Source organism: Hymenobacter sp. UYAg731 (assembly GCF_054061335.1).
Genome location: NZ_JBSSEC010000004.1, coordinates 762,860 through 775,720, shown reverse-complemented (window position 1 = coordinate 775,720; position 12,861 = coordinate 762,860). Strand labels below are relative to the sequence as shown.

Below are 12,861 nucleotides of genomic sequence, written 5' to 3'. Positions count from 1 at the left end.
CCCATGCCGCCGAAACCGCCCCTCCTGTCGCCCGTTGTTTCGCGCCTCGCGCCCACGCCCAGCGGCTACCTGCACCTCGGCAACGCCGTGAACTTCGTGCTGACCTGGCTGCTCACGCGGCAAGCCGGCGGCGTATTGCATTTACGAATTGACGACCTGGACCGTGCCCGCCTGCGCCCGGCGTACCTGGATAACATCTTCCGCGTAATTGACTGGCTGGGTATTGATTACGACCACGGCCCCGGTGGCCCCGATGACTTCCTGCGTCACCACTCGCAGCTCCTGCACCTGCCCGATTACAACCGCGTGCTGCGCCGCCTGGCACAGCAGCCGGGCCTGGTACACGCCAGTCAGCGCACCCGAACAAGCACTGTCGATGTGCCCGTGCCGCTCGAAAAGCCGGGTGCGGCGTGGCGGGAGCACGTCCCGGCCGGCACCGAAATCAACTTTTTCGATAATTGGCAAGGCGAAACCAGCGTGCCGCTCGCCGCGCTGATGCCGGATTTTATCATCCGTAAGAAAGATGGGGTAGCGGCGTATCAGGTCGCTTCGGTCGTCGATGATTTGCGCCTCGGCACCACGTTCATCGTGCGCGGGCTCGACTTGCTGCCCAGCACCGCCGCGCAGTTGTGGCTATCCAGTCAGCTTTCGGAAACGGCAGCTTTTAATGCGGTGCGGGTGCAGTTTTTACATCACCCATTGCTGACCGATGCAGCCGGCCAGAAGCTCTCTAAGTCGCAGCAGCTGCCATTTGAGGCGGGCATTCTGGCGCAGAATGAGGGTAGGCGGGCCGTATTTCAGGCGGTGGCCGAGCTGCTGAAGCTGCCCACCGATGCCGCTGAAACACTAGCCTCGCTCCAACAAGCTAGCTACTCGGTGGACCTTTCTTCCCACCTCTAAATCTTGATGCGGAAAAACTACCGCACCTCCTTCTTAAACTCCTCGGCCCAGTGGTCGGCTAGCCGCGTGGGCTCCGGCAGTTTGTAGCCACGCAGGCACGCCAAGGTTAGGCGCGTGGCTGTAGCCTGGTCGCAGCGGTGGCCGGGGCTCACAAACAGCGGCAGCACCTTATCCTTGCTGCGAATAACCTCGCCGATGAGTTCGCCGGATTTTGCATCCAGTAGCGGCTCAATATTGCCGCGCTCCAGGCCGGGCTCCTGGAAAACGCCCGTCAGCTTCTGCTTGGCTACGCCGAAGGTGGGCATGTCGAGCAACACGCCCAAGTGCGCGGCAATGCCCATGCGGCGAGGGTGCGCAATGCCGTGGCCGTCCACCATAATTACATCGGGCTTATGCTGGAGCTTGGCAAAGGCGTGAATCACGTTGGGGGCTTCGCGGAAGGAAAGGAAGCCGGGCACGTAGGGCATGTCCACGGGGCCGTAGTTGTACACTTTTTCCACCAGCTCCAGCGAGGGAAACTTTAGAACCACGAACACCGATAGAATCGTATCGGGCGTGGGGAACGAAGAGTCGCAGCCCGCGATGAGGCGCGGCTCCTGCGCCAGTGGCTCGGCGCGCACGCGCTGGCGCATTTCGTGCTGCTGCTCGGTGAGGCTTTTAACGAGGGCGGGGTCAGGTGGGGGGCCGGGCGGGCGGTAGTAGGCCATTTATGAATAGCTAAGGGTTGAATGGCAAGGGTTGATTTTATGAAATTATAATGGGCACCTCCCGAATAGCTCAACTGTAGCATCCTGCGGCGCTGAAGGGCGTATGAGGAGCGTACGTTTCTTCGTCCGGTATGTCTGATTTCTCTGCTTCCAATCACCCCGAACAACCCGCCGCCACTGGCTCTGGCCCACTGCTGGAGCGCCGTTATTTTATTGATATAGCGCGGGCGCGCCTTTCGCCGGCCCAACTTATGGCCTCCGTGCAGGCCGACGTGCCCCACTTCTCGCCCGAAGCACTGGCCGACTTCAAAAAGAAAGACGGCGACGACGGCCTCATCAAAGTGGGCGACGAATTCCACATCACCATCCTGGGCCCTTGGAATGGCAGCGTGCGCGTCACGGAGGTTAGCGCCACGTCCTTCGAGTTTATTACCCTCGAAGGCCACCCCGAGGCCGGCCGCATCCGCTTCGAGGCGCATTATCTGGACGAGCGGCCCAAGGTGCTGCGGTTTGAAATCCGTTCCTCGGCCCGCTCGCGCGACGGACTGGTGGCCTTCGCCTATGACACGCTGGGCGGTGGCAAGCTGATGCAGGAAGCCGCCTGGACGGAATTCTGCCGGCGCGTGGCGGCAGCCAGCGGCGGCCAGGCCCTGAACGACGTAGTAGTCGAAACCTTCCGGCACGACGAGGCCGGCCACGTTCAGCACACCCGCCATGAGTAACCCGATTGCCGCCGTGCCCACCTCGGCAAAACCACCCGCCTGGGAGCAATACCGCGCCCGCCTTGATGCCTACGCCAACGCCCAGGTCAACTACGATTTCTCGCGCCAGAACGAGTACACCGGCACCACCGGCTGGCGCCTCGACGACTACGAGACCGACCTGCCCGCCGAAGCCCCCGGTCCGCCCGAAGCGGCCGGCTCCTTCGCCGCCGCCCAGGATGTGCTGCGCCGCTACGCCTTCCCGCCGCCCGACCTCATCACCGGCTACTTCGACCCCAGCATTCCGCTCGAAAAACGCGTTATGGTGCTGCGGGCACACTTTTTGGTGTTCAACTTCTACTTCGGCGTGCGCGTGAGCGAGGTGACCGACGAGGCCGCCCGCGCCACCCCCGGCGGCCCGGAGCGTGTGTGGGGCTACGGCTACCGCACCCTCGAAGGCCACTTCGAAAAAGGCCAGATTGACTTCACCATTCACAAAAACGTAACCTCCGGCGCGGTGCAGTTCCGCATTCACGCCGTGTCGCAGCCCGGCCAGATTCGCAACCCGTTCTATTGGGTGGGGTTCAAGCTGTTTGGCCGAATACTCCAGCGCAAGTTTGCCCGCGAGTCGCTGCGCCGGATGCGGGAGCTGGTGAGTGCCAGCCGGGCCGGCCAGCCGCTGCCGGCGCAACCTTTGGCGGCACCGGCCGGTTAGAAGAAGCTTAACGCCTGTCATGCCGGGCGGAGCCGAGGCATTTCGCGTGCCCCACCAAATCTTTTTCCAACGATTGGTTTACTGCCACAGGCGAGATACCTCGGCTGCGCTCGGCATGACGTGCTGATTCAACATTTAAAACTCAACACCCCAAAAGATGCTCCCAACGAAAGCATACGCCGCTCCGGCTGTCAATATTCCCTTGGAACCCTTCAATTTCGAGCGCCGCGAAGTTGGCCCGCACGATGTCCTGATTGATATTCAATTCTGTGGCGTGTGCCACTCCGACCTGCACCAGGTGCGCGACGAGTGGGGCGGTTCCATCTTCCCAATGGTGCCCGGTCACGAAATAGTGGGCCGCATCACCCAAGTGGGCGACCATGTCAAAAAATTCAAAGTAGGCGACCTCGCCGGTGTGGGCTGCATGGTGGACTCCTGCCGCACCTGCCCCAGCTGCCAGGAAGGCCTGGAGCAGTATTGCGAAACCACCGGCATGGTGGGCACCTACAACAGCCGCGAAATTGGCAGCGGCGCGCCTACCTATGGCGGCTACTCCAGCCAGATTGTGGTAGATGAGAAGTACACCCTGAAAGTATCCGAGAAGCTGGACCTGGCCCGTGTGGCCCCGCTGCTCTGCGCCGGCATCACCACTTACTCGCCCCTGCGCCAGTGGAAAGTGGGCCCCGGCCACCGCGTGGGCGTGATGGGCCTCGGCGGCCTGGGCCACATGGCCGTGAAGCTGGCCGCCGCCATGGGTGCCGAAGTAACCGTCCTCAGCACCTCGCCGGGCAAGGAAGCTGATGCTAAAGAGTTGGGCGCCCACAAGTTCGTGGTAACCAAAGACGAGGCGCAGCTAAAGTCGGTAGCCAACTACTTCGACTTCATTATCAACACCGTATCGGCCCAGCTCGACCTAGCCACCTACGTGAACCTGCTGCGCCGCGACGGCACCATGATTCTACTGGGCGTGCCCACCGAAGCCCCGCACATCCACGCCTTCAACCTCATTGCCAAGCGCCGCCGCATTGCCGGCTCGCTCATCGGCGGCATCGCCGAGACGCAGGAGATGCTCGACTTCTGCGCCGAGCACAACATCATGTCCGATGTCGAAGTCATCGACATCAAGGACATTAACGAGTCGTACGAGCGCATGCTGAAAGGCGACGTGAAGTACCGCTTCGTAATTGACCTAGCCACGCTGAATAACTAGCGGCAACCAGATTGGCAGACGCAAAAAGCCGGCTTTCCGCGAGGAAGGCCGGCTTTTTGCGTCTGGGCTGAATCCTTATTCGATGGCAATGCGCTGCCAGCTTTGGCCAGCCGCAGTGGCGATGCCCAGTAAGTACACGCCGGGAGCTAGGCCGCCCAGCGGGACGGTGCCGTTGGCCTGCGCCAGTACCCAGCGGCGTACCGTGCGGCCCTGTAGGTCGGCCAGCAGCACGGGGCCGGTAGGCGGGGCGGGCAGGCGCAGGCTGAGCTGGTCGTGGGCTGGGTTAGGAAAAGCATCGGCCAGTGGAACCGCCGTGACGGCGCGGGTGGCCAGGGCCGTGTTTACAAGGCGGGCCAGTCCGAAGCGCGGCTGCCCCGCTACGCTGGTAAAGTCGCCGCCGAGTATAATGGCATTGGTACCGGGCTGGAGGTAGACGGCCGCTGCGGCGGGCGAGAAGGACTCATTACCCACTATCACCGGCTGAAAACCAGCATCGAGACTGCCGGTGGTGGTAAGACGCACTAGGCGCTCAGTTTGCGAAGAGGTGCCGGGAGCCATGATGAGCAGCTTGCCATCGGGCTGCTCGGTCAGGGTGTGGGCGGCGCTGGCGGCCGTGAAGCTGGGGTCGGGCGCGCCACTGGGCAGCAGGCGCAGCAGGCCGTAGGGTGCGGCTTGGCCGTTGAAGGTGGTGAAATCGCCATTTACCAGAATTTTGCCGCTGGCCAGGGCCACGATGCTGAACAGCGAGCCAGGGCCGCCGCCCGTGCCAATCGAGAAGGTATTGTCGATGGTACCATCGGGGTTGAGGCGGGCCGCGTAGCTGCGGGTAGCATCATTCCAGAGCACCAGTGTCTGGCCGTTGGCCACGGCCACGGCATAGCGGAAGCCGGCGGTATTGCCCACGCCCACGCTGAGCACCTGCCACGCGGCGGTGGGCGGGGCAAATTGCGTGTCGAGCGTGCCGTTGGCCAGTAGGTGAGCCAGGGTTTTCATCGGTTGGCCGTTCACCTTGGTGGAAGAGCTGGTTATCAGCACGCCACCGCCGGGGTAGGCAGTAAAGTTCGCCCCGAGGCAGCACGGCGGGTATGGACGGCTCCAGCGGAGCTCGGCCGCGGCAAACGCGGCATCAAACGTCCCGTTGGCCAGCACACGGCGCACCAAAGCGGTGCTGTCGGTGGTCTGGTAGGCACCATAAAAGGTGCCGTCGGCCTGCGGGAAAAAATTGGCAAGAAAGTCGCCGCCACCGGGGCGCTGAGTAGGGGCGGGCAGGGTCACCAGCGCGTTGTAGCTGCCATTGGCATTGATGCGGTGGAAGCGCGGGTAGCCCTGGGTGCTCACCGCCTGGCCGTTGAAGGTGGTGAGGCTGTAGGCGCTCAGCACGAGCTGCCCGTTGCTTTGCGGGGTGACGAGCCCACCGGCGACTGTTTCCAGCATCATACTATAGCTGGTATCGACGTTGCCATTGGCCAGCAGGCGCGCCACGCCGCTATTGCGCTGCCCGCCGAAGCTATCAAAAAAGCCAACCGCGAGGTACTGGCCATTATCCAGCTCTACCGCGCGCATCACGGCGCCGTAGCTGCCCTGGCTGCCCGTCGCGAAAGTGGCGTCAACCGTCCCGGTTGCGTTCAGGCGCAGCAGGCCGGTGTTGGGCAGCCCACCGAAAGAACTCATGCTACCCGTAACCAGGATGCTACCATCGGCGCGAAGGCCGAGGCCCAGCACTATCCCGCTGGCTGATACACGGGTGAAAGCCGGGTCCAGTGCGCCGGTGGGCAGCAGGCGCACCACCAGACTGGAACCGTTGGTCGAACTCGTCACCGTGTTGCCCCCGAGGACGAGCTTGCCATCGGGCTGCCGCACCATATCCAACACAAACGCGTAGCTGACCAGCGGCGAGCTGAACGAGGCATCGCGGCTGCCGGTGGCGCTGAGGCGGGCAACGCCGGGGCAGGACTGCCCGTCCACGGCATCGAACTGGCCGGCCACCATGATGGTGCCGTCGGGCTGCACGATAATCCGCCGGATTTCACCGTAGCCTCCCGTCCCGTTGGTGAACCCGGCTCCGGTGGCGAAGCTCGTATCGAGCCGGCCCGTGGGCAATAGTCGAATCACGCCTTTGGTGGGCTGCCCGTTGAAAGTGGAAGACAAAACGCCGCCTACCACAATCTTACCATCGGGCTGCACGGCAATGCTGAAGACGCTGCTCTGCCATCCGGTGCCACCCGAACTGAAAGAATTGTCCAAGCTGCCATCGGCGTTGAGGCGGATAATGTTCTGCACGGGCGTGCCGTTGTAGCCCACCACGCCGTACTCGCCCCCGAGCAGAATCTTGCCATCGGGCTGGAGCGCCAGCGCGGTGATGTTGGCACTGGGGCCACTACCGGCCTGTGCCCGGAACGTGAGGTCGGGGGTGCCATCGGCATTGAGGCGGGCCACCCGGGGCGATGGCTGCCCATTCATCAGCTGAAACTGGCCGGTAATGAGCACCTTGCCATCGGGTTGCTTGAGGGAGGCAAAAACACCGCCACCAGGAGCCGTGAGTGTGCTGGGCGCGAAGCCAGGGTCAAGCTGCTGGGCTGCGGCAGAAAACCAACTGCCGCAGCCCAGCACAGCGGCCATGAGAAAGGAGTAAAAAAGACGCATTGAAATAGAAAAGCAGGAAATAGACACAGGCATTATTGGGGCAAAACTACGGCTGATTTACTGCTTGCTGAACACGTAAGGGTCCTGCTCCAGCCCGTCATTCACCCGGATTTCCAGCGTCTTTACCTGCCCGTTCCCCACGGTGAAGGGGGCCGCGAAAACCCCGTAGGCCGCGTTGGAAAAGGTGCTGCGGAACGTGTCGCCATCCAGATATTCTAGGGTGGTGGTGAGGGCGGGGTGGTGCGAAAAATGCACCAGCAGCTGCCGGCCCTTCGGCTCCACCGTGATGGTGCCGTAGACGGGGTGCTGGTAGGTGCCGGCGTAATCTTTGAGGCTGCGGGCGGGCTTACTCTTTCTGGCCACGCGGGCGGCCAGCTCGGCCACGTTCTTGGCGGTTTCGGCGTTGCCGGCCTTAGCGAAGGCGTAGAGCTGGCGGCTCCGGTCCACGTAGGGCACGCCCAGGTAGGCGTCGAGCAGCTGGTAGCGCAGGGCCTCAAAGAAGCTCTGGTTGTCCTGGTTGGTGAGCACGGCGAGGCCCAGGCCTTCTTCGGGCACGAAGCACACGTTGGTCACGAAGCCGTTGGCCCCGCCGGTGTGCCAGAATATCTGGCGGGCGTTGTAGTCGGCGGAGTACACGCCCAGGCCGTAGGTGCGGAAGTGGCTGGGAAAAATGGGCGACTTGCCCACGCCCACCAGCGTGTTGCCCTCGCGGGTGCGGCGCAGCGTGGCCCAGGGCAGGATGCGCTGGCCGTTGTATCGGCCGCTATCGAGTTGAAAGCGCAGCCAGTGGCTGAGGTCATTCACGTTGGAAACCAGGCTGGCAGCCGGCCCAAAATTGTCCACCTCATCAAACGGCACCCGCGTGAGCGGACCGAAAGCCGTGGTGTAGGGCAGCGCGATATTGGCCCGCTGGCCGGCCTTGGCCGTGCTGGTATAGGTATTGGCCATGCCCAGCGGGGTTAGTAGGCGCTGCTGCACAAAATCCTGCCAGGTGGTGCCGCCGGAGGCCACGGGAATGATTTCGCCGGCCGTCAGGAAGCCGTAGTTGCTGTAGCCGTACTGCTGTCGAAACAGGCCGGTGGGCTTCAGGTAGCGCACTTTCTGCAGGATTTCGGCCCGGCTCAGGTTGGAGTTCCAGAAGGTGAAGTCGCCCTGAAACGTTTTGGTGCCCAGGTGGTGGCCCAGCACGTCGCGGATGGTGACCAGGCGGGTGCTGACGGAGTCGTAGAGCCGGAAATCGGGCAGGTACTTTCGCACCGGGTCGTCCAGCTTCAGCTTTTTCTCCTCCACCAGTTGCGAGATGGCGGTGCCGGTGAAGAGCTTGGAATTGGAGGCGATGAGGAAGAGCGTGTTGCCGTCCACCGGCTCGGTCTTGCCCACGGCCCGCACCCCAAAGCCCTGCGACACCACCACCTGCCCGTCTTTCACCACCACCACGGCCAGCCCAGGGATGTTCCAGAGCTTGAGGCCGCGCTGCACGTAGCTGGTCAGGCTGTCGCGTACGAAGGCATTGCCCGCGCCGGGGCCGGTCGTTTGGGCGTGGGCCGATGGGGAGAAAGTGGCGGCCGCAGTCAGGGCCGCCAGAAAAAGGTGTGAGCGCATCAGGGATTCAGGAAAAGTCAAACAAAAAGCCGGCTGCATTACCCGAGGGTAGTGCAGCCGGCTCAAAGCTAAGCAAGCCCAGAGCGCTGATTATCGGGTGAGTTCCGGCGGCGTATTGAGGCCGTCGCGGAGCTGGCCGTTCACGGTAGCTTCGCGGCGCGTGATGCGCTCGCCAGCGCAGCGGGTTTCGCCGAGCTCCTGCTTCAGCACTATGTTGCTGATGTCGTAGGTGCGGCTGGCGGCCGGCACCACCAGCCGGAAGCTGCGGGCAAACGTATTCAGGCTCACGTAATCGGACACAGCGAATTGCGGTGGGTGTCCGGCCGGGTAGTAAATGGACAGCACCGGCGTGGTGCTGTTCGGCTTTTTGGGACTAAGCTGGTGGAGTGTATCGGAGGGCTGCTGAAAATCAGCCGTGCTGTAGCGCACGAGGTAGGCCGAACGCAGCTCGGCCCGGCGAAAGCCGAGGCCACTGCTTGCTGCTGTATCGGTGCTGAAAGCCAGCATGAGAACAGGGGGCGCGCTCATGTTGGCGGGGCAGGCGATGTCTTGGCAGGCGGGTAGCGCCACAGCGACAGACAGTACCGCTGTTAGGCGGCGCAAGGATACGGAAAGGGTCATGCGTGAGGGGATGAAAGAAGGAATAAAAACCGGTTGCTTCTCACATGACCCGCCGCATGGGGGTCAGGGTTGCGTCAGCATACACAATATGTTCGTCGCGCACGGGCTCTTCGCCCCGGAATTTTTGCAGGATTCGGGCCGTGGTGATGATGTCCTTCTGGCAATAGTGGGCAATGCGGGGCAGGTCGTTGTCTTCCCAGTACACCCGCGCCACATCGGCCCCAGTGATGTCGTCCTTGGGCGTGGGAATGCCGAACAGCGCAGCCAGCAGGTTCAGCGAGGTGTAAGACTTGCGGTCGCCAAATTTCCACAGCTCCATGGTGTCATGGTGGAGGATTTCCCAGGGTTTTTTGCCGGCCAGGTCCAACTGAGGGGGCAGCGGCAGGCCATTGACGAGGAGGCGGCGGCCAAGGTAGGGGAAGTCGAACTCCTTGCCGTTGTGGGCGCAGAGCAGGAACTTGGGCTTGTTGGCCAGCAAGCCGGCGAAGTCGCGCAGCAGCTGCTTTTCATCGTGTTCGGCAAAGCTTTTCACACGGAAGCGCCATAGCTCTTCTTCCTTATCAAACACAAAATAGCCCACCGACACGCACACCACTTTGCCGAACTCGGCATAAATGCCGGCTTGCTCAAACAAGCTGGCGGCGCTGAGGTGGTCGGGGAAGGGTTCAGCCGCCTGGTGGCGGCCGGTGTAGCCCTGCTGGCGGCGCAGGCTCTCGCTTTTGTGTTCCCAGAGCTGGCGCAGCATGTCATCGAGGCTGTCGTGGCAGTCCACGCAGGGCACGGTTTCAATGTCGATGACAAAGAGCTGGTCGAGCGGCGTGCGGTGGAGGTGCTGCATGGCGGAAGAAAGCAAAAGCGGATAGGCCAAGCCGAAGATACACCGGCGGCCGGTAGTTGAGTAATGAAATTGTCCATCTGCTGGTACCAGCAGATGTAACTGTGCAGGCCCCGGCCATCGCCAAAAAAAATAACGCGGGGGCGCTGTAACGAATCGGCCGGCCGGCGGTAGTATTCATCGCACTTCCACCCTCGGCAACGCCTCAAATCATAATCCGGGACGGCCCACATCATGGGCTGGAGCGCCGGACGTGAGGCTGGCCCGGACCTTTGAGCCATTCCCTTCACCGCTGCAAAATATTGGCTCATGCGTCTGCGTTTCCTCTCTGTTAAGCTTCAAATTATTTCAGCCTTTCGGGCAACCAATGCAGCCTGCCCGACATCATTGGAGCCTCTTTCCTTCTTCCTTTTCATGAAAAATCACTACCGTTTACTCGGCCTGCTGGCAGCTTTTGCCTTGGCCCAGCCCCTGGCCCACGCCCAGGCTCCGGCCGCCCCGGCGGCCACCATCGGTACCGGCTCCCTCACCGGCACCGTGCTCGATTCGCTCAAGAAAGAGCCCGTACCCTACGCCACCGTGGTGCTGCTGCCGCCCGCGCCCAACGACAAGCCCATCACCGGCGTGGCCGCCGACGATGCTGGCAAGTTCTCACTGACCAAGCTCGCGCCCGGCCCGTTCCGACTACGAATTAGCTACGTGGGCTACGGCACCCAGACGCGGGCCGTGACCATCACGGCCGGGGCCACCGATGCGGGCACGTTCCGGCTGCCCGTGGCCGGCACCGCGCTGGCCGAGGCCGTAATTATCGGCACGAAGCCGGTGGTGGAAATTCGACCCGACCGCATGATATACAACGCCGACCAGGACGCCACCAACGCCGGCGGCACGGCGGCCGACGTGCTGCGCAAAGCCCCCCTGCTGGCCGTGGATGGCGACGGCAACGTGAAAATGCGCGGCTCCAGCAACTTCAAGGTGCTGGTGAACAACAAGCCCTCGCCCACGCTGGCCAGCAACTTGGCCGAAGCCCTGAAAGGCATCCCGGCCGAGCAGATTAAATCGGTCGAAATCATCACCACGCCCCCGGCCAAGTACGACGGCGAAGGCACCGCTGGCATCATCAACATTGTGCTGAAAAAAGGCGTGGAACAGGGCCTAAACGGCCGCATCGGGGCGAGTGGCGGCAGCCGCAACTCGGGCGTGAACGGCTCGCTCAACTTCAAAACCAAGAAGCTGGGCTTCACGTCCTCGGCTGGCACGGGCGGCTGGTACGGACCGAACAGGTCGGAACGCATCCGCCTGGGTAAGACCGATGGTTCGACCCTGACCCAGCAGGGCGTGGGCAACTACGCCGGCCAGTGGATGTTCGGCACGGTGGGCCTCGACTACGACCTGACTGACAAGCAGAGCCTGTCGCTGGCTGCCTCGGTGAACCGCTACGCTGGCCACGACTACAATAATATGCTGAACGACTTCGTGTCGCCCACCCGTCCGCAGGACAACCAACTATTCACCCGCGCCACCAACAGCAAGTTCAGCGGCCTCAACGGCGAACTGACCGGCACCTACACCAAAACCTTCGCCCTGCCCCGCAAGGAATGGAGCGTGCTGGGCCAGTACGCCAACAACGGCGGCACGTTCGACTACGATTTCGACCAATATCTGAACTCCGCTACCAACCTGGAAGTGGGCCGCGCCGACTACCGCGAGCGCAGCCGGGGCCGCACCCCGGGCTCGACAGTGACCCTGCAAACCGACCTCACCCAGCCCTTTGGCGAGAAGCAGACGCTGGAAACCGGCCTGAAATCCATCTGGCGCAGTACCGGCTCGGTGGCCAATGTCGATGGCCTGACCCGGGGCCAGACCGATGATTTCGTGCGTCTGCCGGGCCGCTCCACCGATTTCAGCTACAACCAGAACGTGCAGGCCGGCTACGCCACCTACACCAACAAGCTGAGCAAGAAGCTGAGCGTGAGCCTGGGCGGCCGCCTGGAGCGCACGGCTCTGTCGGCCGATTTCCGTACCAACGACACCAGCTTCGTGCGCAGCTACTTGTCGCTGCTGCCCAACGGCAACGCCCAGTATGCCTTCAGCGACAACAACAGCGTGCGCGCGGCTTACAGCCGCCGCATCACCCGGCCCTACATCGACTACCTGAACCCCTTCGTGGACCGCTCCGACCCGAAGAACCTCGTGTACGGCAATCCCGCCCTGAGCCCCGAGCTGACCGATTCCTACGAGCTGAGCTTCAATACCAACGGCAAGGCTGGCACGCTCAACATCGCGGCCTCCATGCGCCGCACCGGCAATGCCATCGAGTCGATTCGCCTCGGCCCCGACGCGGCCGGCGTTACCCGCCAAACCTACGCCAACGTGGCCTCCAACGCGTTTTACCAGCTCAATTTCTACGGCTCGGCCAAGCCGGCCAAGGGCTGGGACATCAGCGGCGGGCCAGATGTGCAGTACATCGTGCGCCGCAGCCCCTCGCTGGGCATCGAGCGGCGCGGCTTCACGGCCGGCCTCAACCTGAACTCTTCCTACAAGCTGCCGAAAAATTTCACCATTCAGGGCTACCTGTATGCCTCGCTGCCCTCGCCCGATTTGCAGGGCCAGGGCTCGGCCAACCTCTACTACCAGATGGGGGCCAAAAAGACCTTCCTGAAGGACAAAGCCGACGTGGTGCTGAACATCGCCGCGCCCTTCAACAACTACTGGCTCTACCGCAACACCACCGAAACCACCGCCTTCAGCGAAACCAATCGCAACTACGCCTACCAACGCTCGTTCCGCCTCAGCTTCAACTACCGTTTCGGCCAGGCCCAGCAAACCAAGCAGCGCAAGTCCGTCTCGAACGACGACGTGAAGGGCGGCGGCGGCAGCAAGCAGGGCGGGCAGTAGAGAGGGAAGCGCTCAGAGCATTTAGGGCA

10 protein-coding genes and 1 pseudogene are annotated in these 12,861 nt (G+C 62.7%); 6 read left to right on the top strand and 5 right to left on the bottom strand.

The features are described from left to right. Window positions 1–3 precede the first annotated feature (3 nt). Entirely contained in the window at window positions 4–900 is an 897-nt protein-coding gene (locus ACVWYF_RS15365; protein WP_457069520.1) for a glutamate--tRNA ligase family protein, read from the top strand. Window positions 901–917: 17 nt separating this feature from the next. On the opposite strand, the gene nfi is transcribed toward ACVWYF_RS15365, so the two are convergent. After that, a complete protein-coding gene (gene nfi, locus ACVWYF_RS15360; RefSeq protein WP_457069518.1) occupies window positions 918–1,607 on the bottom strand; it encodes a deoxyribonuclease V in 690 nt (229 codons plus the stop codon). A gap of 131 nt (window positions 1,608–1,738) precedes the next feature. Here nfi and ACVWYF_RS15355 point away from each other — a divergent pair, with 131 nt between their 5' ends. From ACVWYF_RS15355 to ACVWYF_RS15345, 3 genes are all read left to right on the top strand, one after another. After that, entirely contained in the window at window positions 1,739–2,329 is a 591-nt protein-coding gene (locus tag ACVWYF_RS15355; protein WP_457069516.1) for a DUF1990 family protein, read from the top strand. Then, window positions 2,322–3,023: a DUF1990 domain-containing protein gene (locus tag ACVWYF_RS15350; protein WP_457069514.1), complete on the top strand. Its 702-nt coding sequence runs from the start codon at window positions 2,322–2,324 to the stop codon at window positions 3,021–3,023. Before ACVWYF_RS15355 ends, ACVWYF_RS15350 begins: the two co-directional genes overlap by 8 nt. Window positions 3,024–3,180: 157 nt before the next feature. After that, entirely contained in the window at window positions 3,181–4,233 is a 1,053-nt protein-coding gene (locus ACVWYF_RS15345) for an NAD(P)-dependent alcohol dehydrogenase (protein WP_457069512.1), read from the top strand. Window positions 4,234–4,308: 75 nt separating this feature from the next. On the opposite strand, the gene ACVWYF_RS15340 is transcribed toward ACVWYF_RS15345, so the two are convergent. From ACVWYF_RS15340 to ACVWYF_RS15325, 4 genes are all read right to left on the bottom strand, one after another. Next, window positions 4,309–6,852 (bottom strand): T9SS type A sorting domain-containing protein, encoded by a 2,544-nt coding sequence (locus ACVWYF_RS15340; protein WP_457069510.1) that lies wholly within the window; start codon window positions 6,850–6,852, stop codon window positions 4,309–4,311. Window positions 6,853–6,933: 81 nt separating this feature from the next. Beyond that, window positions 6,934–8,478: a serine hydrolase gene (locus ACVWYF_RS15335; protein WP_457069508.1), complete on the bottom strand. Its 1,545-nt coding sequence runs from the start codon at window positions 8,476–8,478 to the stop codon at window positions 6,934–6,936. A 90-nt stretch (window positions 8,479–8,568) separates the two neighbouring features. After that, the gene (locus ACVWYF_RS15330; protein ID WP_457069506.1) at window positions 8,569–9,099 is read right to left on the bottom strand and encodes a hypothetical protein; all 531 of its coding nucleotides are present in this window, start codon (window positions 9,097–9,099) and stop codon (window positions 8,569–8,571) included. Window positions 9,100–9,139: 40 nt separating this feature from the next. Beyond that, window positions 9,140–9,937 carry a 3'-5' exonuclease gene (locus ACVWYF_RS15325; RefSeq protein WP_457069504.1) on the bottom strand — a complete coding sequence of 266 codons (798 nt, stop codon included), beginning with the start codon at window positions 9,935–9,937 and terminating at the stop codon, window positions 9,140–9,142. 306 nt (window positions 9,938–10,243) lie between these two features. Here ACVWYF_RS15325 and ACVWYF_RS15320 point away from each other — a divergent pair. Together ACVWYF_RS15320 and ACVWYF_RS15315 are read left to right on the top strand one after the other, a co-directional pair. Beyond that, window positions 10,244–11,038: pseudogene (locus ACVWYF_RS15320) on the top strand (carboxypeptidase regulatory-like domain-containing protein); the annotation flags it as partial. Between the two features lie 258 nt (window positions 11,039–11,296). After that, entirely contained in the window at window positions 11,297–12,832 is a 1,536-nt protein-coding gene (locus ACVWYF_RS15315; protein WP_457069711.1) for an outer membrane beta-barrel family protein, read from the top strand. Window positions 12,833–12,861: the final 29 nt, after the last annotated feature.